Source organism: Streptomyces sp. NPDC020747 (genome assembly GCF_044334695.1).
Classification (GTDB): Bacteria; Actinomycetota; Actinomycetes; order Streptomycetales; family Streptomycetaceae; genus Streptomyces.
Window position 1 is genome coordinate 34254 of record NZ_JBIRTJ010000022.1, and the last position, 21539, is coordinate 55792.

General features: G+C 68.9%; 18 protein-coding genes. 13 read left to right on the forward strand and 5 right to left on the reverse strand.

Going from position 1 to position 21539, the window contains the following annotated elements:
* Positions 1–64 precede the first annotated feature (64 nt).
* From ACH4YP_RS42205 to ACH4YP_RS42220, 4 genes are all read left to right on the forward strand, one after another.
* Positions 65–1423, forward strand: coding sequence for a peptidoglycan-binding protein (locus ACH4YP_RS42205; RefSeq protein ID WP_398496478.1), 1359 nt, complete (start codon positions 65–67; stop codon positions 1421–1423).
* Positions 1424–1452: 29 nt separating this feature from the next.
* Entirely contained in the window at positions 1453–2295 is an 843-nt protein-coding gene (locus ACH4YP_RS42210) for an ABC transporter ATP-binding protein (protein ID WP_361070159.1), read from the forward strand.
* Between the two features lie 92 nt (positions 2296–2387).
* Positions 2388–3611, forward strand: coding sequence for an ABC transporter permease (locus tag ACH4YP_RS42215; RefSeq protein ID WP_398496480.1), 1224 nt, complete (start codon positions 2388–2390; stop codon positions 3609–3611).
* A gap of 74 nt (positions 3612–3685) precedes the next feature.
* Positions 3686–4300 (forward strand): hypothetical protein, encoded by a 615-nt coding sequence (locus ACH4YP_RS42220; protein WP_361070164.1) that lies wholly within the window; start codon positions 3686–3688, stop codon positions 4298–4300.
* Between the two features lie 59 nt (positions 4301–4359).
* Here the strand turns inward: ACH4YP_RS42220 and ACH4YP_RS42225 are convergent, their stop codons facing one another.
* Positions 4360–4608, reverse strand: a complete 249-nt coding sequence (locus tag ACH4YP_RS42225) for a hypothetical protein (RefSeq protein WP_361070175.1) — start codon at positions 4606–4608, stop codon at positions 4360–4362.
* A 285-nt stretch (positions 4609–4893) separates the two neighbouring features.
* Between ACH4YP_RS42225 and ACH4YP_RS42230 the strand changes: the two genes are divergently transcribed.
* A complete protein-coding gene (locus ACH4YP_RS42230; RefSeq protein ID WP_361070167.1) occupies positions 4894–5076 on the forward strand; it encodes a hypothetical protein in 183 nt (60 codons plus the stop codon).
* A gap of 6 nt (positions 5077–5082) precedes the next feature.
* Here ACH4YP_RS42230 and ACH4YP_RS42235 read toward each other — a convergent pair whose 3' ends face one another.
* The gene (locus ACH4YP_RS42235; RefSeq protein WP_361070170.1) at positions 5083–5829 is read right to left on the reverse strand and encodes a hypothetical protein; all 747 of its coding nucleotides are present in this window, start codon (positions 5827–5829) and stop codon (positions 5083–5085) included.
* A gap of 402 nt (positions 5830–6231) precedes the next feature.
* A complete protein-coding gene (gene icmF / locus ACH4YP_RS42240; RefSeq protein WP_398496483.1) occupies positions 6232–9462 on the reverse strand; it encodes a fused isobutyryl-CoA mutase/GTPase IcmF in 3231 nt (1076 codons plus the stop codon).
* A 273-nt stretch (positions 9463–9735) separates the two neighbouring features.
* Between icmF and ACH4YP_RS42245 the strand changes: the two genes are divergently transcribed.
* From ACH4YP_RS42245 to ACH4YP_RS42260, 4 genes are all read left to right on the forward strand, one after another.
* On the forward strand, positions 9736–10578 hold the full coding sequence (locus ACH4YP_RS42245; RefSeq protein ID WP_398496485.1) for a methyltransferase domain-containing protein: 843 nt from the start codon (positions 9736–9738) through the stop codon (positions 10576–10578).
* A 41-nt stretch (positions 10579–10619) separates the two neighbouring features.
* Positions 10620–11087, forward strand: coding sequence for a ribonuclease E activity regulator RraA (rraA, locus tag ACH4YP_RS42250; RefSeq protein WP_398496487.1), 468 nt, complete (start codon positions 10620–10622; stop codon positions 11085–11087).
* 50 nt (positions 11088–11137) lie between these two features.
* Positions 11138–11896, forward strand: a complete 759-nt coding sequence (locus ACH4YP_RS42255; RefSeq protein ID WP_398496488.1) for an IclR family transcriptional regulator — start codon at positions 11138–11140, stop codon at positions 11894–11896.
* A gap of 99 nt (positions 11897–11995) precedes the next feature.
* Positions 11996–13261 (forward strand): PP2C family protein-serine/threonine phosphatase, encoded by a 1266-nt coding sequence (locus ACH4YP_RS42260; RefSeq protein ID WP_398496490.1) that lies wholly within the window; start codon positions 11996–11998, stop codon positions 13259–13261.
* Here the strand turns inward: ACH4YP_RS42260 and ACH4YP_RS42265 are convergent.
* Both ACH4YP_RS42265 and ACH4YP_RS42270 read right to left on the reverse strand, forming a co-directional pair.
* The gene (locus ACH4YP_RS42265; protein ID WP_398496492.1) at positions 13233–14732 is read right to left on the reverse strand and encodes a family 43 glycosylhydrolase; all 1500 of its coding nucleotides are present in this window, start codon (positions 14730–14732) and stop codon (positions 13233–13235) included. The genes ACH4YP_RS42260 and ACH4YP_RS42265 overlap by 29 nt on opposite strands.
* Positions 14733–14745: 13 nt before the next feature.
* Positions 14746–18054 (reverse strand): discoidin domain-containing protein, encoded by a 3309-nt coding sequence (locus tag ACH4YP_RS42270; RefSeq protein ID WP_398496494.1) that lies wholly within the window; start codon positions 18052–18054, stop codon positions 14746–14748.
* Positions 18055–18374: 320 nt separating this feature from the next.
* Between ACH4YP_RS42270 and ACH4YP_RS42275 the strand changes: the two genes are divergently transcribed.
* From ACH4YP_RS42275 to ACH4YP_RS42290, 4 genes are all read left to right on the forward strand, one after another.
* The gene (locus tag ACH4YP_RS42275) at positions 18375–19391 is read left to right on the forward strand and encodes a LacI family DNA-binding transcriptional regulator (protein WP_361061229.1); all 1017 of its coding nucleotides are present in this window, start codon (positions 18375–18377) and stop codon (positions 19389–19391) included.
* 186 nt (positions 19392–19577) lie between these two features.
* On the forward strand, positions 19578–20375 hold the full coding sequence (locus tag ACH4YP_RS42280) for an SGNH/GDSL hydrolase family protein (protein ID WP_398496496.1): 798 nt from the start codon (positions 19578–19580) through the stop codon (positions 20373–20375).
* 103 nt (positions 20376–20478) lie between these two features.
* Positions 20479–21060, forward strand: coding sequence for a PadR family transcriptional regulator (locus ACH4YP_RS42285; RefSeq protein ID WP_398496497.1), 582 nt, complete (start codon positions 20479–20481; stop codon positions 21058–21060).
* 85 nt (positions 21061–21145) lie between these two features.
* Positions 21146–21529 (forward strand): VOC family protein, encoded by a 384-nt coding sequence (locus tag ACH4YP_RS42290; protein ID WP_398496499.1) that lies wholly within the window; start codon positions 21146–21148, stop codon positions 21527–21529.
* Positions 21530–21539: the final 10 nt, after the last annotated feature.

The following is a 21539-nucleotide window of genomic DNA, read 5'->3' on the forward strand; positions in this document are numbered from 1 at the left end:
CTGCGGACAGGACGCTCATACGGTACTGACCACATCTTCATATCCGGTCGACAGGCTGTCAGCCATGTACCGCCACAACTCGAAAGTCAGGTCGTCCCCACGCGGCTCGTCCCCACCGGACTCGCCCCCGTCGGGCGACCCCGGCCAGGATCTCGGCTCCGGGAACCCTGACACCCCTCGGCAGCGCTCGGCCCGCCTGACCGCGTTCATCGCGGGGGGTGTTGTCATCGCGGTGGCCGCGGGCGGTGTCGTCCTCGTCCCGCACTGGACCCAGGCCGCGAAGTCACCCTCGAAGGCCGCGGCCCCGTCGGTGAGTTCGGTGGCGGTACAGCGCACCGACCTGTCGGACTCGGTGTCCATGGACGGGACGCTCGGCCACGGCAGCCCTCGTAACATCAGCAGCACCTCGGACGGAACGGTGACCTGGCTGCCCGCGGTCGGAGCGACCGTCTCCCGCGGCCACCAGCTCTACCGGGTCGACAACCGGCCGGCCGTGGTCTTCTACGGATCCACCCCGCTGTACCGGCGCCTGGACACGGTGGGCATGGTCGGCCCGGACGTGCGGGTGGTGGCGGACAATCTCAGGGCACTGGGGTACGACATCGGCGCCCAGCCGCCGGTGGGCACCCTTGTCACCCTGTCGCAGGCCGACGCCTCCGACGAGGCCGCTGCCGACACCACCCCGGACGTCCCTCAGGAGTCCGAGGGATCCAAGGCGTCCTCCGGCAGCCCTTCGCCGACTGCGCCGACAGCGACCGAGTCGTCCGTGCCCCAGCGGGTTCAGCCGGGTGACTCGGTGCTGACCCAGGGGCTGAAAGCGGCGATCGGGCGATGGCAACGGGCCGCGCGAGTGCCGGAGACCTCGGTGCTGGAACCGGGCGATGCGATCGTGACCACGGGCGCGGTCCGGGTCGACCAGCTCAAAGTGAAGAGCGGCGACGCCGCTTCGGGTGAACTGCTGTCCGTCACCGGCACCGGCAAGCGCGTCACTGTACAGGCCTCCGAAGATGACTCCTCGGCCGTGAGGAAGGGCAACACCGTCGAAGTCACCCTGCCCGACGGTACGACCGTGCCCGGCAGGATCAGCGCTGTCGGCACCGTGATCAGGCCCGGCTCCGAGGAGGGCGGGGACGCGGGCTCGGACCCCACTCGCACCATCACCGTCGTCCTCGACGAAGGCAAGCAGAGCGCGGCCGTCCGCGGTGTCGACTCGGCACCCGTACAGGTGCGGTTCACCGGCCGGACCGCCAAGGACGTCCTGGTCGTGCCGGTCGGTGCGTTGCTCGCACTGAGCGAGGGCGGTTACGGGGTACAGCTCCGCGACGGGAAGCTGATCAAGGTCACCACTGGACTGTTCGCCAAGGGCCTGGTCGAGATCAGCGGATCGGTCAAGGCCGGAACGAAGGTCGTGACCACGTCATGAGACCCCCGTACCCGGTTGACGACCACGCCATGACTCCCCCATCCCCATCCCTGTCCCCGTCCTCGCCTCTGCCATCGCCTTCGGTTCTGGCGGTACGCGGCGTCAGCCGTGCCTATGGCGGCGTGACAGCGCTCGACGACGTGTCACTGACCATCCGTGAAGGCGAGTTCGTGGCCGTACTCGGCCCGTCGGGATCGGGAAAGTCCACGCTGCTGAACATCATGGGTACCCTCGACCGTGCCACCAGCGGCACCGTCGAACTGGCCGGCCAGGACGTGGCGACCCTGACCGACCGTCAGATCTCCACCCTCCGCAGCCACCATCTCGGCTTTGTCTTCCAGCACTTCCACCTCACTGACGGATTGAGCGCGACCGAGAACGTCGCCACGGGCCTGCTCTACTGCGGGGTGCCGCGTCGGCGTCGGCGGCCGATGGCTCGTGAGGCGCTGGCCCAGGTCGGACTGGCCCACCGCGAACACCACCTGTCGCACCAGTTGTCGGGCGGCGAACGGCAACGGGTCGCCGTCGCCCGTGCGTTGGTCAACCGGCCCTCGCTCGTACTGGCCGACGAGCCGACCGGTGCCCTCGACACCGCCAACGGACAGGCGGTGCTGAAGCTGCTGTCGGACCTCAACAACCAGGGCACGACCATCGCGGTGATCACCCACGACCGGACCATCGCCGGCCAGCTGCCCCGACGGCTGGAGATCCTGGACGGCCGCCTCGTGGCCGACACCGGCCCCGGACCTGGCGACGACACCAGCTCCGGACCAGGGCCTGGACCGGGATCCGCTGACATGGGCCCCGGCCTCATCGGCACGGGCCCTGGACCTGACGACACGCAACTCCTACCCCTGGACGCCCAGTCGTGAGCCCCCATGTCCCAACCGCCCCTGAATCGCCTGCCACCCCTGTCACCCCTGCCGCCCCTGCGTCATCCGCGGCCGGGTTCGCTACCGCCTCCATGCGACCGGGTCGTCGCGCGGCCCGGCGGATCAGACCGGTCCGCCTGCCTCCTCGCGACGTCCTCGCGCTGGGGATGCTCGGCATCCGTACCCGCAAGGTACGGGCAGCCCTGTCCGCCCTCGGCATCTCGCTGGGCATCGCGACGATGATCGTCGTGACCGCCATCCCCGCGTCGAGCCAGAAGGCGCTGCTGGAACGGCTGTCGGCGCTCGGCACCAACATGCTCACCGCACAGGCCCAGCCCGACCTGAAACCGCCGGTGCTCCTGTCCGAGGAGTCGGTGGGAATGGTCGCTCGCATCGGCCCCGTCACCGGGGTCAGCGCGGTGGCCAACACCCATGCCGTGGTCAACCGCTCGGACAAGGTGGACCCGGCCACCTACGCGGGCCTGACCGTCCTGGCGGCCAAGAACAACCTGCTGCCCCTGATCAACGCGCGCGTGCAGTCGGGGCACTTCCTCGACCGGACGTCCGACAAGTACCCCACCGCGGTACTCGGCTCGGTGGCGGCCTCGCGGCTCGGCCTGCCAAGTGTCTCGCCTGGTGGACCCGCCCCACAGATCTACATCAACCACCGGTGGTTCACCGTCGTCGGCGTCCTGGAGCAGACCCCGCTCTCCCCTGACATCGACCGTTCCGTCCTCGTCCCCTGGCAACCCGCCCGCACGGAGCTGGACTTCGACGGCCGCCCCACACTCATCTACGTGAAGGCCGAGGAGCCCCGGATCGAAGCGGTACGGGACGTCCTTGCCGACACGATCAACCCCGGCCTGCCGGGCGTGATCAGGGTCAGCCACCCGTCGGACGCCCTCGCCGCGAAACGCGACACCCAGACCACCTTCTCGGCCCTCTTCCTCGGACTGGCAGGGGTGGCTTTGGTGGTCGGCGGAGTCGGAGTGGCCAACACCATGGTCGTCTCGGTGCTCGAACGACGACGTGAGATCGGACTGCGCCGTGCCCTCGGTGCCACTCGCGGCCACATCCGGCTGCAGTTCCTCACCGAATCCGTCGCCCTGTCCACCCTCGGCGGCCTGGCCGGCACCGTACTCGGCGTCCTGGCCACCCTCGCCTACACCGCCTACCAGGGCTGGCCGCCGGTCATCCCCCTGGCCGCGGTGGCCGGCGGCGCCGCCGGAACCGTCCTGGTGGGAGCGATCGCCGGACTGTACCCGTCCCTGCGCGCCGCACGCATGTCCCCGACCGAGGCACTTGCCTCGTCATGAAGCCCGCACCACAGGGTCCCCGGCTCACTCCACCCCCAGCCTTCGCCTTCGCCTTCGCAGAGAAAGCAGGAGACATGAACCAGCATCACCGCTTCCAGCCCGACGGCCGGCCTCGGCTCCGGCTTCGGCGGGTGCCGGCCCTCCTCGTATCGGCCACGGCGGTCCTCTCGCTCGCCACCCTCACCGCGTGCGGCGGGGACGCCGACTCCGACACGGGGGTGGCATCCGTCACCGAGACGGGTACCGGCACCGCTTCGTCCGACAAGGCGCAAGGGAAGGAGTCCAAGGCCTCCGAGGCCGGACGCCCTCAACTGCGCCTGGATACAAGCCAAGAGGAGGAGGACCGTTTGTTCAACGTCTGGGCGTCCTGCATTCATGAGCACGGGGTACCGATGCAAGACATCGTCAAGGACGGCAAGAAGGTCCCCGACAATTCCCACCGCGCATATCCCGCAGCCGCCAAAGCGTGCATCGGCAAGCAGCCCGTTGGTCCGCCCGAGCTGGACCGTGCGAAGAACCCGCACTACATGGACGACTTCCGGGCCCAGATCGCCTGTCTGCACAAGGCGGGCGTGAAGGTGGAGCCGATGGCCGACGGCGAGGGCTACAGCTTTCCAGCCGGAGAGGTCAAGGTGCCCAACCTGACGGAGCTTGAGCAGCGTTGCCTCGTCGAGGCATTCAGCGACTGACGACCTCGGGGTAAACCGAGATTCGGGCGTGCCGGCCTGGAGGTTCGGCTGGTGGGTGATCAGCAGGCGGTGTCGCTGACGAGGACGAGCTCGGTGCTGGTCTGTCGGAGGGTTGCCCGCTGGGCGGCTCGGTCGGAGACGAGACCGGCGATCGCGAGGTGGGTCTCGGCGCAGGTGTCGCGCGGTCCGGTGAACCTGCGCAGGGGTGCCCACGGGCGGAGCTCGGCGTTGGTGTGCTCGACGCAGATCCGGGCCGAGGGCTGGCGGCGCCTGGCATCCTGCCAGGCGTAGTTGTCGCCGTCGCACACCTCGTCCGCTGGTTTCTTCGGCGGTGCGCCGACCTGGTCGGGGAACCCCTTGGCCAGCCCCTGGTACCCGGAGTCGACCCGGGCTTCGACCGTGGGACGGGTCCGGAACTGCTCGGCGTGACGAGGCGGGCGTGGTGCATGAGGCGGTTGGTGCTCGCGCCCGCGAGAGTCTTCGGCATGATCGTGTCGAAGTCTGAAGGGTGAATGTTGCTGGTCACAGCGATGGACCGGCGTTCGTAGGCGGCGACGGCTGCATTCGCGGATCTGGACCCGGCGGAGTTTCCGATGCTCTGGGCCCTGGACCCGTATGGCGACGCGGTCTTCAACCACCGGCAGGTGCCGCTGCTGCTGGCGGAACTCGACCGGCTCCCGTCCGTCTGCGGCGGTGACTGGGTCGGGCAGGCCCGCGAGTTGTGCCAGGCCGTCCAGCAGAAAGTGCACCGGTATCTGTGGTTCGTCGGGGACTGACCGGGGTCAGCCGGCCGTCAACTCCCTGGGAACGTGCGGCGGTTGACCGAGTACCTGCCAGCCGACGGTTCCGTTCTGGACGGGGCGGGCCTCGTCCGCGCGGACGACCTCGCCGACGGGCTTGCTGTCCGCGATGTGTCCCAGGATCGAGAGCAGGTCGTCGTCGGCGAAGCGCCCGGCCGTGGCCGCCAGACCGAGGGCCTGGTCGACCCGGTCGTTGCCCAGGACGGTGGCCGGCTCGACCGCGCGGGCCATCTTGGCGCGGATACGGACCGCGCCGGCGGGCCTGGCTGCCTTGAGCCGGCGGCCCGCTCCGGGACCGATGCCCACGAATGCGATCTCCGCCTCCGAGCGGGGCCGCAGCCGCGGCTGGTGGACGCTGCGGCCGTCATGAGTCTCACAGTTGTCCCAGACCGGGACGACGGGTCCGCCGAGTTGCTGGTGGGCGGCATCCAGCAGACGGGCGTAGTCGGTCTCGGTGAAGCCCTTGCGCCGGCCCTTGGCGGGGCCGCGGTCGAGGTGGATGCAGTAGACCAGCCGTTGCCTGCGGCCGGTCTTGGTGCAGATCAGCGCGGCCATCGAGACGCGTTTGGTGCCCTGCACGGTGACCCGCACGCTGGGGGTGTGGCCGCGTCGGCCCCAGGTTCGGCCCTTGGGCGGCCTCAGGCACTGGCCTGCCTCGTCCTCGAAGCAGAGCCGGGCCCCCAGGTCCGGCGCCCTCTTTTTATGACGGGCCGCTGCTCGTCCGTCCACGCGGCGATCTTCGATTCGTTCCGCTCGGTGGCTTTGCGGGTCGGGATCTGCACGTTCCAGCCGATCCGATCCGGTGCGGCAGCAGGTCGAGCCCGGCCAGGGTGTACTCGGCGCCGAACCGGCTGCGTACGATCTCGGCGATCCTCGCCGGCGTCCCGCACTGGTCACTCCGCCGTACGCGGTCGGACCGACTTCCAGCACCACCTCCAGAGCCCGCAGCTGACTGGCGCTGAGTTTGCAGCGGGCGCCACCGGGCCCCTTGGAGGCCAGGGCCTACCGGCCGCCCGAGGCCACCGCCCGACGTCGGCGGTTCGCCGACATCCGCGTCACCCTGAACCGTCGGGCCACCTCCCCGCCACCGGCCCCTGCCTCGATCAAGTCGGCTGCCGCGAGCCGGCCGGATCACACGTTGCGGCGGTACTGGCCCCCGACTTCGAAGAAGGCGTCGGTGATCTGCTGGAGCGAGCAGACGCGGGCCGTCTCCATGAGGACGGCGAAGACGTTGTCGCCGTTCACAGCCGCGTCCTTGAGGGCGGACAGGGCTGCGTGGGCAGGGTCGCGGTGGCGGGACTGGTAGTCGCGTACCCGCTCCAGCTGGGACTGCTTCTCGTCCTCCGTGGCGCGGGCAAGCTCGATGACGACGGGTTCGGCGCTGTCCGCGTGCGGCTTGCGGAAGGTGTTGACGCCGATGAGGGGCAGGGTGCCGTCGTGCTTGCGCTGCTCGTACAGCATCGACTCGTCCTGGATGCGGCCGCGCTGGTAGCCGGTCTCCATGGCGCCGAGCACGCCGCCCCGCTCGCTGATCCGCTCGAACTCCTGGAGGACGGACTCTTCGACCAGATCGGTGAGTTCGTCGATGATGAACGAGCCCTGGAGGGGGTTCTCGTTCATCGCCAGGCCCCATTCCCTGTTGATGATCAACTGGATGGCCAGGGCCCTGCGGACGGAGTCCTCGGTGGGGGTGGTCACGGCCTCGTCGTAGGCGTTGGTGTGCAGGCTGTTGCAGTTGTCGTAGATGGCGATGAGCGCCTGCAGGGTGGTGCGGATGTCGTTGAAGTCCATCTCCTGGGCGTGCAGGGAGCGTCCCGAGGTCTGCACGTGGTACTTCAGCTTCTGGCTGCGCTCGTTGGCCCCGTACTTCTCCTTCATCGCGACGGCCCAGATCCGGCGGGCGACCCGGCCCAGGACCGAGTACTCCGGATCCATGCCGTTAGAGAAGAAGAACGACAGGTTGGGGGCGAAGTCGTCGATGTGCATGCCCCGCGCGAGGTAGGCCTCCACATAGGTGAAGCCGTTGGCGAGGGTGAAGGCGAGCTGGCTGATGGGGTTCGCCCCGGCCTCGGCGATGTGGTAGCCGGAGATGGACACCGAGTAGAAGTTGCGGACCTTGTTGGCGATGAACCACTCCTGGATGTCGGCCATCATCCGCAGGCTGAACTCGGTGGAGAACAGACAGGTGTTCTGCCCCTGGTCCTCCTTGAGGATGTCGGCCTGCACCGTGCCGCGCACGTTCGCCAGTGCGTGCGCACTCAGTTCAGCCGTCTCCTCGGGGGAGGGGTCACGGCCCTCGGCGGTACGGAACCTCTCGACCTGCTGGTCGATGGCGGTGTTGAGGAAGAACGCGAGCACGGTGGGCGCCGGGCCGTTGATCGTCATCGACACCGAGGTCGTCGGCGCGATCAGGTCGAAGCCGCCGTAGAGCGTCTTCATGTCGTCCAGGGTCGCGACCGACACGCCGGAGGTGCCGACCTTGCCGTAGATGTCGGGACGCTCGTCCGGGTCGCGGCCGTAGAGAGTGACCGAGTCGAAGGCGGTGGACAGCCGGGTGGCCGACTGGCCCTCGGACAGCAGCTTGAAGCGTCGGTTGGTGCGGAACGGGTCTCCCTCGCCGGCGAACATCCGCGCAGGGTCCTCGCCGTCGCGCTTGAAGGGGAACACCCCTGCGGCGAACGGGAAGTGACCGGGCAGGTTCTCCCGGCGCCAGAACCGCACCAGCTCCCCGTGGTCGCCGAACCGGGGCAGTGACACGCGCGGGATCTTGTTGCCCGAGAGCGACTCGCGCGTCAGCTGGGTGCGGATCTCCTTGTCCCGCGCCTTCACGACCAGCTCGTTGCCGGAGTACGAGGCCACGACGGCAGGCCAGTTCGCGATCTGCTCCCCGACGCCCTGCGGAAGCTGCTTGCGGGCGCCGTCGAGCAGCGACTGGACGTTCCCGGCCTCGGAGCCGGCCGCGAGCAGCTCGCCCTCCACGGCCTCCAGGCGCTGCACCCGCCGGGCGGCCTCTGCCAGCAGCTCGGTGGCGGCGTGGTACCCGCGGACCGAGTCGGTGATCTCGGCGAGGTAGCGCACCCGGTCCGCGGGAACCACCTGCCGGATGCCGGAGGAGTGGCGCACGTCGACCGGCGCCAAGGTGCCGTCGGACAACGGCAGTCCGTGCTCGGCCAGCGCCGTCTTCACGTACTGGTAGAGCGCGGTGACACCGTCGTCGTTGAACGTGGCCGCCGAGGTACCGATGACCGGCATGTCCTCGGGCCGCTTGCCGAACGCCTCACGGTTACGGACCAGTTGGCGGCCCACGTCGCGCAGCGCGTCCTTGGCGCCGCGCCGCTCGAACTTGTTGATCGCCACGACGTCAGCGAAGTCGAGCATGTCGATCTTCTCCAACTGCGAGGCGGCGCCGAACTCCGGCGTCATCACGTACATCGAGGTGTCCACGAACGGCACGATCGCCGCGTCGCCCTGCCCGATACCCGGTGTCTCCACGATCACCAGGTCGAAACCGGCGGCCTTGACCACGTCGATCACCTCGGTCAGGTGCTCGGGCAGCTCATGGCTGCCGCGGGTGGCAAGGCTCCGGAAGAAGATCCGGTTCCCGTCGAGGGAGTTCATCCGGATCCGGTCACCGAGCAGCGCGCCTCCGCCACGGCGCCGCGTCGGGTCGACCGCGATCACCGCGATCCGCAGCTTGTCCTGCTGGTCGAGACGGAACCGGCGCACCAGCTCGTCGGTCAGCGACGACTTGCCCGAGCCGCCGGTGCCGGTGATGCCGACCACCGGCGTGCTGCGTACGGCCCCGGCGGTGTGCAGCTGCTCCAGGAACTCCGGGGGCAGCTTGCCGAGCTCCGCACCGGTGATCGCGCGGGCGATCGCGAACCGGTCGCCCGCGAGTACGGCGGCCGCGTCGGCCGGCTTGCCGTCCCAGAGGTCGAAGTCGCAGTCCTTCACCACCGTGTTGACCATCCCGGCGAGGCCCATGCGCTGGCCGTCCTCCGGGGAGAAGATGGTCACCCCGCTGTTGCGCAGCCGGGTGATCTCCTCGGGCACGATGACACCGCCCCCGCCGCCCACCACGCGCACGTGCTCGGCTCCCTGCCGGCGCAGCGAGTCGACCAGGTACTCGAAGTACTCCACGTGCCCGCCCTGGTAGGACGAGACCGCCACGCCGTGCGCGTCCTCCTCGAGAGCCGCGTCCACGACCTCCTGCACCGACCGGTTGTGTCCGAGATGGATCACCTCGGCCCCTTGGGACTGGAAGATCCGCCGCATGATGTTGATCGAGGCGTCATGCCCGTCGAACAGCGCCGAAGCGGTGACCAGACGGATGGGGTGCACGGGGCGGTGCAGGTCGCTCATGGGGGCCTTCCCAGACAGGTCAGGGGAACGCTGACTGATGTAAATAGTAGGACGTCCTAGTAAATTACAGGAGGCGATGGCGGTGTGAGCAGAAGCACAGGGAGCGCGCGAGTCGGCCCGGCGCCCAGAACGCTCCCCGTCGGGGCCCGCGCAGACCGCAGACCGGCGGACCGGCACGGTGGCGACGCCCACCGATCTGTCCAGCCCGAAGCCCGAAGAATGAGGCCCGAAGATTGAGGCCACGGCTGTCCCGCTCAGCGCTAGCGTTCCCCCATGAGCCGCCGCAGCGTGCCACACGCCTTCACCGCGGTCGACAGTCAATCCCGGCCGGCCGAACTCGTCGAGGTCCTGAAGCGGCTGACCGCCGAGCTGTTCTACGGGGCCTACAAACAGCGGCTGCGAGATCTCCTGCACGCCCGTCCCCAAGGCCGATTCCTCGATGTGGGCGCCGGAGCGGGGGACGGCGCCCTGGCTCTGAGCGCCGAATCGGGAGCGCGGGTCGTCGGAGCGGACAGCTCCCTGACGATGGCCACCGCGATGAAGGGCGCGGGCCTCGGCCACGTCGTCGTGGCGGACGGGCACCGTCTCCCGTTCCGGGACTCGTCCTTCGACGGCGCCTGCGCGGACCGCGTGCTCCAACACGTGGAGGACCCCGCGCGGGTCGTCGACGAGATGGTCCGGGTGGTCCGCCCGGGCGGCCGGGTCGTGCTGGCCGACCCCGACTACGCCACCCAGGCCCTCGACATCGAGAACCAGCACCTCGCCGCCCAGGTGCTGCGCTTCCGCGCCGAGGTCAACCTGCGCAACGGCACGCTGGCGCATCGACATGCGGGCATGCTCGCCGCTCGCGCCCTGGAGGACATCGGGGTGGAGGCCCGAACCCTCGTCGTCCGCGACCCGACGGCCGTCGACAACGTGATGGGACTCCGAAGCTGGGCCCACACCGCTGCCGCGCGCGGGCACCTCGACCCTGCCGACGCCGACCGGTTCGTCGCCCAGTTCGACCAGGCGGTCCACACCGGACGCTTCACCTACGCCGTCACGTTCTTTCTGACCTCAGGGACGTTGCCGATCTCGGGGGGCTCCGGCAGTACACGCGGTACTGCCGGGGAATGATGGGGCTGTCGTTCACGCCAGGTATCCACGAGAGGAATCCGATGAAGCCCACAGCCGACCTCTACGACGAGCACGGTGACGACCTCCAGTCGTGCGCCACCCAGTTCCGGCTCTTCGGTGCCCGGACGTCGTTCGAGGGTGCCGTCACGACCGTGAGATGCCACGAGGACAATGTGGTGCTCAAGGCCACCCTCGGTGAGCCCGGTGCGGGGCGGGTGCTCGTCGTCGACGGTGGTGGCTCGCTGGCCGCCGCTCTCATGGGGGATCTCATCGCCGACCTGGGCGCGTCCAACGGCTGGGAAGGCATCGTCATCAATGGCGCCGTCCGTGATGTCGAGGCGTTGTCCAAGATCAACCTTGGCGTGAAGGCTCTCGGTTCGAACCCCCGCAAGAGCCGCAAGGACGGTGCGGGGGACAGGGACGTCGAGGTCTCGTTCGGTGGGGTGACCTTCACGCCCGGCTGCCACCTCTACAGCGACGCCGACGGGATCCTCGTCACTCGCGCCTAAGGCTGTGTGCTCGCCTTGCCCGCGACGCCTGTCCGGCGCACGCTGGTCGTATGGGCGAGCACGACGGCCCCACCCTCATCACGTCCGTCCAGCGGGCCTTCCGCCTCCTGGAAGCCGTCGGCGCGCACCAGAACGGGGCGCCGGCGAAGCAACTGGCACGGGAGACCGGCCTGCCCCTGGCCACCGCCTATCACCTGCTGCGGACCCTGGTCCACGACGGATACCTGCGGAAGCTGGACGACGGCGGCTTCGTCCTGGGCGACAAGCTTCAGGTGATGCAGAGCACGGGCCGCGGGCAGGCGCTGCTCAGCCGTGTCCGGCCCACGCTCGCCGCGCTGCGTGACGAGCTCACGACCGCCGCATACCTCACCTTCTACGAGGAGGGCGAGATCCGGGTCGCGGAGATCGTCGACGGCCCCCGGGCGCCCCGCGTCGACCTCTGGGTGGGGTTCGAGGACGCGGGACACGCCACCGCGCTGGGCAAGGCCGTACTCAGGGAACTGGACGAGGAGGACCGCAAGGACTACCTCTCCAGGCACCACCTCGTCGACCTCACACCACGGACGATCACCAGTCGGCCGGAACTGCTCCGGCGCCTGGACACCTCACCCGTGGCCCCGGCCGTCACGGATCTGGAGGAGTACGCCCTCGGCACGGTCTGTGTCGCCGTTCCCGTCTACAGCGGGGACACGCTCGGCTCGCTCGGCGTCTCGATGCCGGTGGGCCGGCTCTCCCGGCTGCAGGACATCCGGGCGCGGCTGATTCCGACCGCGAACCGCGTGACCAGGGGCCTGTCGCTCACTATCTGAAAATCCGCTTCTTGTGACGTCCGGGCCAACACCGTTTCCTGGATGAAACCGGCATTTCAGGAATGTGCGCCGTGCACAGGTAAGGACAGCGGACGAAGAATGAGTCAGGCCCGTGATCATGGCGGCAACCACTGGTCCATACGGACACCCAGAAACCGGGTGCCCGATCCCGGAGCTTCGGCGCACGGCAGGGCTACCGCCCAACCGCGACGCCGAGCCACCGTACGGCTGGCCGTCGGGACGCCCGTACTGCACGTACTGCCCGTGCTGATCGTCTCCGTCGTCGTGCTCGCCGACTTCGTCGGCGGGGCCGGGATGGTCTGGCTGCCCCTCCTCGCGGCCGGGCCCGCGCTGGCCGCCACCACGAACGGGCCGCGCGGGGTCCTGTGCGTCGGTGTCCTCGCCGCGGTGCTCGGGGCGACGCTCGGAGCCCGGGACGGAGTTCCGGGCGGCGAACTCGCTGCCGTGTTGTCCGCCCTGGCCGCCGTCACCGTGGCGAGCGGCCTGGCCAGCGCGCTGCGCGGACGCCGTGACCGGGTGCTCGCCGCTGTCCGCTCGGTCGCGGAGACCGCTCAGCACGCTCTGCTCAAGCCCGTACCGGCGACCGTCGGCCCGTTCCAGGTGGCCGTCCGCTACAGCGCCGCGGCGGCCGAGGCCCGTATCGGCGGGGACCTTTACGCACTGATACCGACCCCGTACGGAGTGCGACTGATCGTCGGAGATGTACGGGGCAAGGGACTGCCGGCCGTGGGGACCGCCGCTCTGGTGCTCGGTGTCTTCCGCGAGGCCGCCTACGACGAGCCCGACCTCCTCGCCGTCATCGACCGGATCGAGCGAAGCCTGGCGCGCAATCTCGGTTGCGACGACTTCGTCACCGCCGTGGTCGCCGGCTACTCAGAGGCAGGGCAGCTGGAGGTGGTGAACTGCGGACACGCGCCTCCGCTGCTGATACGACCATCCGGAGGCGTCGAGCCGGTGGAGCCCACGCATCCGGCCCCGCCCCTCGGACTGCGCGCCCTCACGAAGCACGCCCCCGCCCTGGAGACCGTGCCGTTCGCCGACGGGGACCAGCTGCTCCTCTATACCGACGGGGTCACCGAGGCCCGCGACCGCGGCCGTGAGTTCTACCAGCTCACCGAAGGACTGGCACGCCACGTCTCCGACGAGCCGGCCCACACCCTCACCGCACTGCACGACGAACTGCTGGCCCATGTCGGAGGCCGGCTCCACGACGACGCGGCACTGCTCCTGATCCGTAAACCGACGGTCCGGGAAGTGGCGGTTCCCGAACCGACGGTCTGCGAAGCGAGCGGAACTACCGATTCCGAAGCGGTTGTTACTCGCCCGACGGCGCGGTCAGTGTGACGCCGAGGGCCACCGGTGTGCCGAAGTTCGGTGTGCCGTCGGCGTTCCAGGTGAACTTCTGCGCCCGCGTCGACCGGTTCATGTCGCAGCCACCGCCCGCGGAGTTGTTCGCGTGGTAGACGATCCAGTCCTCGGTCCCGTCCGGCGACTTGAAGAAGCCGTTGTGGCCGGGGCCGTACACACCGTTGGCGTTGGACCGCTGGAAGACCGGGTTCGGTGACTTGACCCAGGAGGAGGAGCTGAGCGGGTCACCTCCGTTGTACGTCAGCATTCCCAGCTTGTAGTCGGGCGTGGAGCAGTGGCTCGCGGAGTAGACGATGAAGGTCTTGCCTCCCCGCTGGAGCACCTCGGCGCCCTCGTTGACCGCGCCGCCCACCGTCTCCCAGCTGTACGTCGGAGTGGACAGCACCCGGCGCGTTCCGCTCGCGGTCCACGGGTTCGACAGCGGCCTGATGAACATCGGCTGCGAGCCGTTGTAGAACGTGCCGAGCAGATAGAGCTGACCGTTCAACTGCAGGATGCCCGGGTCCAGTTCCCAGGTGTTGTCCTGGGTCGGGTCGAGCAGGTCGGCCTTGAAGCTGTAGGGGCCCATCGGGTCCAGTCCCGCGCTCTCCAGGACATGGATCCGCTGGGTGCCCAGGTCGTACGGCTCCCGCCCGGCCGTGTAGTAGAAGTACCACCGCTTCCCGTTGGGGCCGTCGAGCAGGTGGAACTCCGGAGCCCACATCGTGCCGGCGCCATTGGGCCTGGTGAGGTTGAAGATCACCTGGTCGGTGGCCGTGGCGAGGCCCGCCAGAGTGCCGGCCTTGCGCATGGTGACCGTCGAGTTCCAGGTGGTCGTGGCGAGGTAGTAGTAGCCGTCGTAGTACGTCAGCCAGGGGTCGGGTCCACGCTGGGAGAGCGGGTTGGTGAACGTGCCCGGGCTCGTGCCGCCGCCGGTGAAGCCGGGCAGGCGCCACACCCTGCCGTTCCCGGTCCCGCACGGCAGCTGCACCAGGCCGGTGTTCGAGGCCGACGAACCGCCGCTCGGCACGACGCACTTGCCGGAGCCGACGGAGACGAGGTTGAACGTCCTGTCGGTTCCACTGACGGTCACGGGCACGAGCCGCCACTGCTGGTTCGTGGCGTTGTGACAGGTCCACTGGATGATCGTGGCGTTGTCCGCGGTGGACGCGCCGTACACGTCGACACACTGGCCGGAGGCGTGCGTACTGATCGTGTAGACGTCGGATGTCCCCGCGACCGGGGTGAAGCCGAAGGACTGGCTCGCGCCCAAGGCGCATGTGTTGGCGCGGAGCTGGGTTCCGCTGGTCGTCGAACTACCAGGTACGTCAAGGCAGTTGGCGCCGTTCTGGTTCACCCCCGTCGAGGTGAACGTGACGGCGGCGGCCGCGTGCGGCGGTGCCACCAGGAAGGCGACCACCATGGCGAGCACGGCGGTTAGCACGGACAGGCATCTGGAACGAGTCACTTGGGCGCACCCTTCATCGCTTGGCGGTCGCGCTGGGGCCGTACACCTTCGTCTCCAGCAGCCCCACGGAGTTGGTGCCGTTCCCGGTGAGCTGCACCCGCAGACGAGTCGTGCTCGTGGCGGTGAAGGTGACGGTGTTGTACTGGTTCTTGGCCAGCGGGTAACCGCCCGCACCGGGTACGTCGACGTAGGCGCTGCCGTTCCAGTACTGCAGCTTCCATGAGGCGGGCATGTCGATGCCCTGGTCGTCGTCGAAGAAGTACACCTCGGCCTTGTCGAGGGTCTTCGCGGACGGCCAGGTCAGCTCCGCCCACTGCTGACCGGTCTCCGGCCAGGTCCCCCAGCGCGGGTTCCCGGTGTCGTTGGAAGACGGCGGATCGATCCCGTCGTTGATCGCGTTGACGCTCTCCCAGGAGGAGGTGTACGACGCGGACGCCGTCGCGGACCCCGCCTGGTTGGCCGGTGGCTGCACACCGCCCCTGTTGAACACCTTGACCTCGGTGAGGCCCGTCTTCGCACCGGACGCGTTGGTGGCAAGAACCCGTATGCGCTGGGCGCTGATCGCCGGGAACTGCACCACGTTGTAGTTCGCCCGCGGCGCGGCCGGACTCTTGGCCTGCCCGGGTGCGCTCACCCATGAACTGCCGTTGTAGTACTGGATGGTGTACGCGGACGGGGCCCGGTAGGTGGTACTGGCCGGGCGGCTGTCCTTGAAGTACAGGCGCACCTCGTTGAGTGTGCGGGCGGCGCCGAGGTTGAGCTCGTACCAGTCCTGGCTGTTGGGGGAGCCGCCCGAGCCCCAGAACGGTTCGTTGGTGGGATCGCCGTCGACCGCGCCGGAGGCGGCGCTGCCGGACCCGGTGTGGGAGGCGGACACGGTCGCCCCTGAGGCGAGGTTGGTGAGGTCGGCGGTCAGGTCGACGCCGGCCTTGGCGAGCATGTCGACCATCTGGGGGCTGTCCTGGGTGACCTGGTTCGGGGCCTTCAGTCCGGCGACGGATGTGTGGTGGGTGACCGTGCCGCTCGTGGTGACGTCACCGGTGGCCGGGTCCCAGGTGAAGGGTACGAGCGAGCTGACGGTGGCGGCCCGGCTGCCATTGACGTAGATCGAGTAACCCTCCGGAACGCCGGGGTAGCGCACCACGCCGTCGGCCGGGTCGTCCCAGACGATGGACAGATCGGCGCCCCGGTAGCGGAGGTTGTTGACGGTGAAGTGGCTCCAGCCGATGTCGATGGGGGAGAGCTCGACCTTGGCGTCGTTGCGGGGCCGCAGACCGGCGACGTCCTCGATCACGGTCCAGTTGCTGCTGCCCAGGATGTTGTGGTGGATCCAGGACCGATAGTTGACCGAGCTGCCGTTCCAGTCGGCCCAGAACTCGTTGGCGTCCGGCCACTGGGTGTTGCCCCCGACGTACTGCGCCCAGGTGTTCCAGTACAGGAGCTTCTTGTAATCGGTCGCGCTCATCCAGGAGTTGGAGTAGTTGCGCAGCACCGACGAGTACAGGCGGAACTGGACGGTCGAGTTGATGGTGGAGAAGTTGTTCGAGCCCGGGTTGCCCGCGTCGGCGGCGGCCTTCTTGTCGACCTGGTTGGCCGTGTAGAAGGGGAAGATCGGGTACTGGGCCGGGTCGTCGTACAGCCGCAGGGCCTGCTTGTACGCCGCTGTGTTGGGGACGGCTCCGACCGAGAACGGGTAGTAGTTGTTGATCTCCTTCCAGGGCACCCATTCGTTGGTCGACTTCAACCGGTGCTCGAACAACTGCCGGTTGGGGTTCCAGAGCACGTTGACGATGGCGTCCTTGATCTGCGTCGCCAGCGTGCGCATCTCGGTGGCCTTCGCCGTGTTGCCAGTCGCCTCGTAGGCCTGGGCGGCGGCCAGTGCGCCGCTGTACTGGTAGGCGGACTCGGCGCGGTCCATGTTGCCGGGCTTCCAGTGGAAGGAGACCGCGTCGGCGTCGTTGCCCGTCAGAGCGCCCCAGTCGTACTCGATGAGCTTGTTGTTGTCGTGGTCGTAGTAGGCGAGTTGGCCCTTGACGTCACCCTCGGCGTAGCGGGCCAGGTTGGCGGCGATGCCCGGCTGACCGCCGTGGATCTGGTAGCTCTTCCAGGCCGCCTCGGCGATGTACTGGGTGTAGCTGTTGGACCAGTTCTCCGGGTCACCCGGGTTGTCGAGGAAACGGGCACCCTTGGAGGTCTGACCGACGCTCAGCCAGTCCCCGTACGCGTAGGCCGGGTTGCGCAGGTACTTCAGGTCGTCGATGTGCATGGGCTGGGTCAGCGCGATCGCGTTGTTGTAGCCGAGGACGCCTTCGGTCGAGGTCGGGAACTGGAAGGTCTGCCCGGGGATGTCGGCGTCGAGGCTGTTGAAGCGCATCAGCCACCAGCGGTAGTAGATGTTCTTCTTGATCGCGCCTTCGGGCACGTCGATGTAGGGCACGTTCTGCGCCCACCACAGGTTGTAGGCCCTGACGTGGGTGGCGAACGCGGTGGCGTTGGAGTAACCGGCGTAGGCGTTGTACTCGGTGAGCGACTGGGGGATCTCGTCGGTGACGAAGCCCATGACCACCTTGGTGGTGACGGTGGCCCCGGCCGCGATCGTCACGGACCGGTTGAGGCCGCCGCCGGACACGGCGAAGCCGTCGCCGGTCAGCCGCGGGCGGATCGTGGTGAGGTTGTTGTAGGCGTTGACCTGCCCGGTCAACTCGCTGCCGCCACCGGTGGTGGCGTACGGGGAAGTGGCCCGTAACTGCAGCGTGGTGGGGCTGCTGCCGTTGTTCTTGATCGACAGGTTGGTCACAGCGACGTTGTTGTCGGTGATGAACTTGGTCTGGTCGACCGTGACCGAACCGTTGGTGTGCACGCTCTTCCAGTGGCTCGGCACCTGCCGGCGCTGGGCGACCTGCTCCGTGAAGGTGCCCGGGCTGATCGCGACGCTGTAGGCGTTCTGGTCGTTGACGCTCTCCCAGTAGGCGACATGGCCGCCGAAGCCGAGCACCGCGGGGTCGTGGGTCTTCATGAAGACCGCGCGCCCACGGCTCATGAGCCAGGAGCCCGCCGGGTCGTTGCCCGATCGGGCCAGGAGGCGGTCCATCCAGAAGTCGGTTCCCGAGCTCTCCGCGTCGTAGATGCTCCGCATCATGTCGCCCGGCGTGTAGCCGACCGGCGCGGCCGGTATCGCGGGTCCGCTGAAGGTGGGGAAACCGATGGTCTGCGCGGCGTGCGCCGGGGTCCCGGCGACGACGGAACAGACGCTGAGCATCAGCGCGACGAGGAGGCATCTCGTGCGCCGACGTCGTACCAGTAGGGCGTGCGGTCTTCTCATCGGAGGCTCCCTGTCCGGTTGACAGCAGGCGGTTGCTCGCGATGGTGCGTTGAGCCGCGCGACCGGCGGGGCCGTGGGCTATGGCGTGCCCCTGACATTCGCAAGGTCAGTGGGGCGCCGCAAATGAGGCTGACCTAAAAGGTTTTCGCAACGTAGAGGCGGGCTGACGCACTGTCAATAGCCGAGAGTGGGACGCATCCCTTACGTCGCAAGGGCTTACCGGTCTAGGTTCGGATCCGTGTGGATGCAGGTTCGGGCCGGGCGAGGCCGGATGGCATCTGAAGTGTCGGTTCTCTCTAGGCGAAAAGGTTTTCGTGACGATGGGCTCTACGCGGCGACGTGCGACCACGATCACCGATGTGGCCACACACGCGGGGGTGTCGATCGCGACCGCGTCCAAGGCTCTCAACGGTCGGAGCCAGGTCCGCGCCGAGACCCTCCAGCGTGTTCTCCGGGCTGCGGAGGAACTGGGATACCAGCCGAACGCGCTCGCCCAGAGCCTGATCTCCGGCCAGACCCGTACCGTCGGGCTGCTCACCAGCGACAGTGTCGGCCGTTTCGGCATCCCCGTGCTGCTCGGCGCGGAGGACGCGTTCGGCACGGGGGAGATGGCCGTCCTGCTCTGTGACGCCCGCGGAGACGCCATCCGCGAACGGCACTACCTTCGCACCCTGCTCGCTCGCCGCGTCGACGGGATCATCGTGGTCGGTGAGAGCACGGATCCACGGCCGTCGATCAACCTCGATCTGCCCGTGCCCGTCGTCTACGCCTACGCGCCCTCCGACGATCCGCGGGACGTGTCGTTCGTGCCCGACGACGTGGGCGGGGCGCGCATCGCCGTCCAGCATCTGCTGACCGTCGGCAGGCGGCGCATCGCCCACATCACCGGGCCCACCCACTACCAGGCCGCCCAGGACAGGGCGGCCGGAACCACCGAGACCCTGGAGGAAGCGGGCCTCGGCCTCTCCGGCGGGCAGGTTCTCTTCGGCGCGTGGTCGCGGCGATGGGGGCGGCAGGCGGCCGAGATCGTACTGACCGCCGACCCGGAGATCGACGCCGTGTTCTGCGGGAGCGATCAGATCGCCGCGGGGTTCGTCGAGGCGGTCCGCGAACGCGGCCGCCGCGTACCCGACGACATCGCGGTCGTCGGATACGACAACTGGGAGGTTCTGTCCGCCGAGACCAGGCCGCCTCTGACGACCATCGACATGAACCTGGAGGTGCTGGGCCGCACAGCCGCCCAGCACCTGTTCGCCGCCATCGGGGGCCGGGCCGCCTCGGGCGTGCATCGCATGCCCTGCAGCCTGACGATCCGGGAGTCGACCGTGGCGGAGTAGGGCCGCGGGGCGCGGCGCCAGTTGGACGAGTAGTCGGCGTCAAGAGTTCTGGAACGCATCCGGAGGCTCGTTCCCGCACGGGTATGTGCAGTTCTGGGATAGTCAACTATCTTAATAGAAGACTAGTTTGGCATCCTCTCTCGCTCCGTGGACAGCGGGGGGCTGAGATCAGAGACGGCGGGCATCATGGCGAACGGTGGCTACGCGCGGTACGTCGCCCTGGGTGACAGCCAGACCGAGGGCCTCGGTGACGACGACGGCGCCGGGAACCCGAGAGGATGGGCGGACCGGCTCGCCGAGCAGCTCGCGCGGACCGACCCCGGGCTCCTGTACGCCAACCTTGCCGTCCGCGGGCGCCTTGCCGGTGAGGTGCGCTCTGGGCAGTTGGAGCCCGCGCTGGCGCTGCGTCCGGATCTGGCGACGGTCGTCGCCGGTGTCAACGACGTGCTGCGTCCACGCTTCGACGCGGACGAGGTGGCCGAGCACCTGGAGGCGATGTTCGCCGCGCTCACCGGGAGCGGTGCCCGCGTCGCGACGCTGACCTTCCCCGACTTCGCGCGGATCGTCCCGGCCGCCAGACCCATCGGCCACCGGGTCACCGCACTGAACAGCCGCATTCGCGAGGCGGCCCGACGCCACGGTGTAGTGGTGGCCGACGCGGAGCCTCATCCGGTGGTCACCGACCTCCGCCTGTGGAGCCCCGACCGGCTGCACGCGAGCCCGCGCGGACACGCACTGATCGCCGCCGCGGTCGCCGAGGCACTCGCCGTGCCGGGAAGCGACGACAGCTGGATCCGGCCGCTGCCTGCCGACGCGCGCATGCGTTCGGGACTGCGAGCCGTCGGGGCCGAGCTGCGGTGGGCGGGCTCCTTCCTCGGACCCTGGCTCGCCCGTCGCCTGCGCGGCCGCTCGTCCGGTGACGGCCGGGAGGCCAAGCGGCCCACGCTGCTTCCGGTGGCCCAGGTCATCGAAGACCTCACCTGAACAACGCCTTCCGGCAAGGACGAGGGCAAGGGTCGCAGGCCGCCCGCGAAGACCCGTTCATAGTCGTCGCATTGAGTAATCAACAGGCTGTTAGGTTGGATTCATGGCTCTTCGCAATGCGGTGATGGCGGCGCTTCTGGAGGGTGAGGCGTCGGGGTACGACCTCGCCAAGGGGTTCGAGGCGTCGGTCGCCAACTTCTGGATGGCCACACCGCAGCAGATCTACCGCGAGCTGGAGCGTATGGAAGGCGAGGGCCTCGTCGCTGCCCGCGTCGTTCAACAGGAGCGCCGTCCGAACAAGCGGCTGTTCTCGCTCACCGAGGAGGGCCTTGCCGCCGTACGGGCCTACACCGCCGAACCGCCCGCCAAACCGACCGCGATCCGGGACGAGTTGCTCGTCAAGGTGCAGTGCGTGGACGTCGGCGACATGGAGGCCGTACGAACCGCCGTCGCCCAGCGAATGGAGCTGGCCGCGACCAAGATCGCGCGCTACGAGCGGGTACGGGAATGGCTGTTGGCCGGACGCACCGAGGACGAGTACTTCGCCACCGCCGAGCGCATCGGGCCCTATCTCACCTGTCTGCGGGGCCTGTCCCTCGAACGGGACAACGTGACCTGGGGCGAAGTGGCTCTTAAACGGCTCACCCAGCGCGCGGAGGCGCTCGCTTCCCCGGCGCGCGACTGAGCGCGTACGTCCCTGCCGCGATCTCGTGATTGCTCGTGCCGCGACCGACGGTCGACTCGCGGGCTGTCTCTGTACACTCCCCGGCATGGCATGCCGTATCAGTGAACTGGTTCTCGACTGTGCCGACCCCGAGCGGCTCGCCGCGTTCTGGTGCGAGGTCCTCGGCTACGTCGAACTCGACCGGGAGGACGACGGAAGCATCGAGATCGGGCCGCCCGACGTCGGCTTCGGCGGCCCGCAGCCCACCATCGTCCTGAGCCCGAGCAGCGATCCGCGAAGAGGGAAGCTTCCGCTGCACATCGACGTCAACGCCACCGACCGCGACCAGGACGCCGAGTTGGAGCGGCTGCTCGCCCTCGGCGCCAGGCCGGCCGACGTCGGCCAGACCGGCGCCGAGAACTGGCACACTCTGGCCGACCCGGAAGGCAACGAGTTCTGCCTCCTGCACACCCGGCTCAAGCCCCTCTGACCAGGCCGAC

Coding starts and splice junctions, on each gene's coding strand:
- ACH4YP_RS42230 (WP_361070167.1), top strand. CDS start 4,894: ATGCTCTGGGCCCTGGACCCGTATGGCGACGCGGTCTTCAACCACCGG.
- ACH4YP_RS42270 (WP_398496494.1), bottom strand. CDS start 18,054: ATGAGAAGACCGCACGCCCTACTGGTACGACGTCGGCGCACGAGATGC.
- rraA (WP_398496487.1), top strand. CDS start 10,620: ATGAAGCCCACAGCCGACCTCTACGACGAGCACGGTGACGACCTCCAG.
- ACH4YP_RS42215 (WP_398496480.1), top strand. CDS start 2,388: ATGCGACCGGGTCGTCGCGCGGCCCGGCGGATCAGACCGGTCCGCCTG.
- ACH4YP_RS42275 (WP_361061229.1), top strand. CDS start 18,375: ATGGGCTCTACGCGGCGACGTGCGACCACGATCACCGATGTGGCCACA.
- ACH4YP_RS42205 (WP_398496478.1), top strand. CDS start 65: ATGTACCGCCACAACTCGAAAGTCAGGTCGTCCCCACGCGGCTCGTCC.
- ACH4YP_RS42255 (WP_398496488.1), top strand. CDS start 11,138: ATGGGCGAGCACGACGGCCCCACCCTCATCACGTCCGTCCAGCGGGCC.
- icmF (WP_398496483.1), bottom strand. CDS start 9,462: ATGAGCGACCTGCACCGCCCCGTGCACCCCATCCGTCTGGTCACCGCT.
- ACH4YP_RS42280 (WP_398496496.1), top strand. CDS start 19,578: ATGGCGAACGGTGGCTACGCGCGGTACGTCGCCCTGGGTGACAGCCAG.
- ACH4YP_RS42285 (WP_398496497.1), top strand. CDS start 20,479: ATGGCTCTTCGCAATGCGGTGATGGCGGCGCTTCTGGAGGGTGAGGCG.
- ACH4YP_RS42210 (WP_361070159.1), top strand. CDS start 1,453: ATGACTCCCCCATCCCCATCCCTGTCCCCGTCCTCGCCTCTGCCATCG.
- ACH4YP_RS42290 (WP_398496499.1), top strand. CDS start 21,146: ATGGCATGCCGTATCAGTGAACTGGTTCTCGACTGTGCCGACCCCGAG.
- ACH4YP_RS42260 (WP_398496490.1), top strand. CDS start 11,996: ATGAGTCAGGCCCGTGATCATGGCGGCAACCACTGGTCCATACGGACA.
- ACH4YP_RS42245 (WP_398496485.1), top strand. CDS start 9,736: ATGAGCCGCCGCAGCGTGCCACACGCCTTCACCGCGGTCGACAGTCAA.
- ACH4YP_RS42220 (WP_361070164.1), top strand. CDS start 3,686: ATGAACCAGCATCACCGCTTCCAGCCCGACGGCCGGCCTCGGCTCCGG.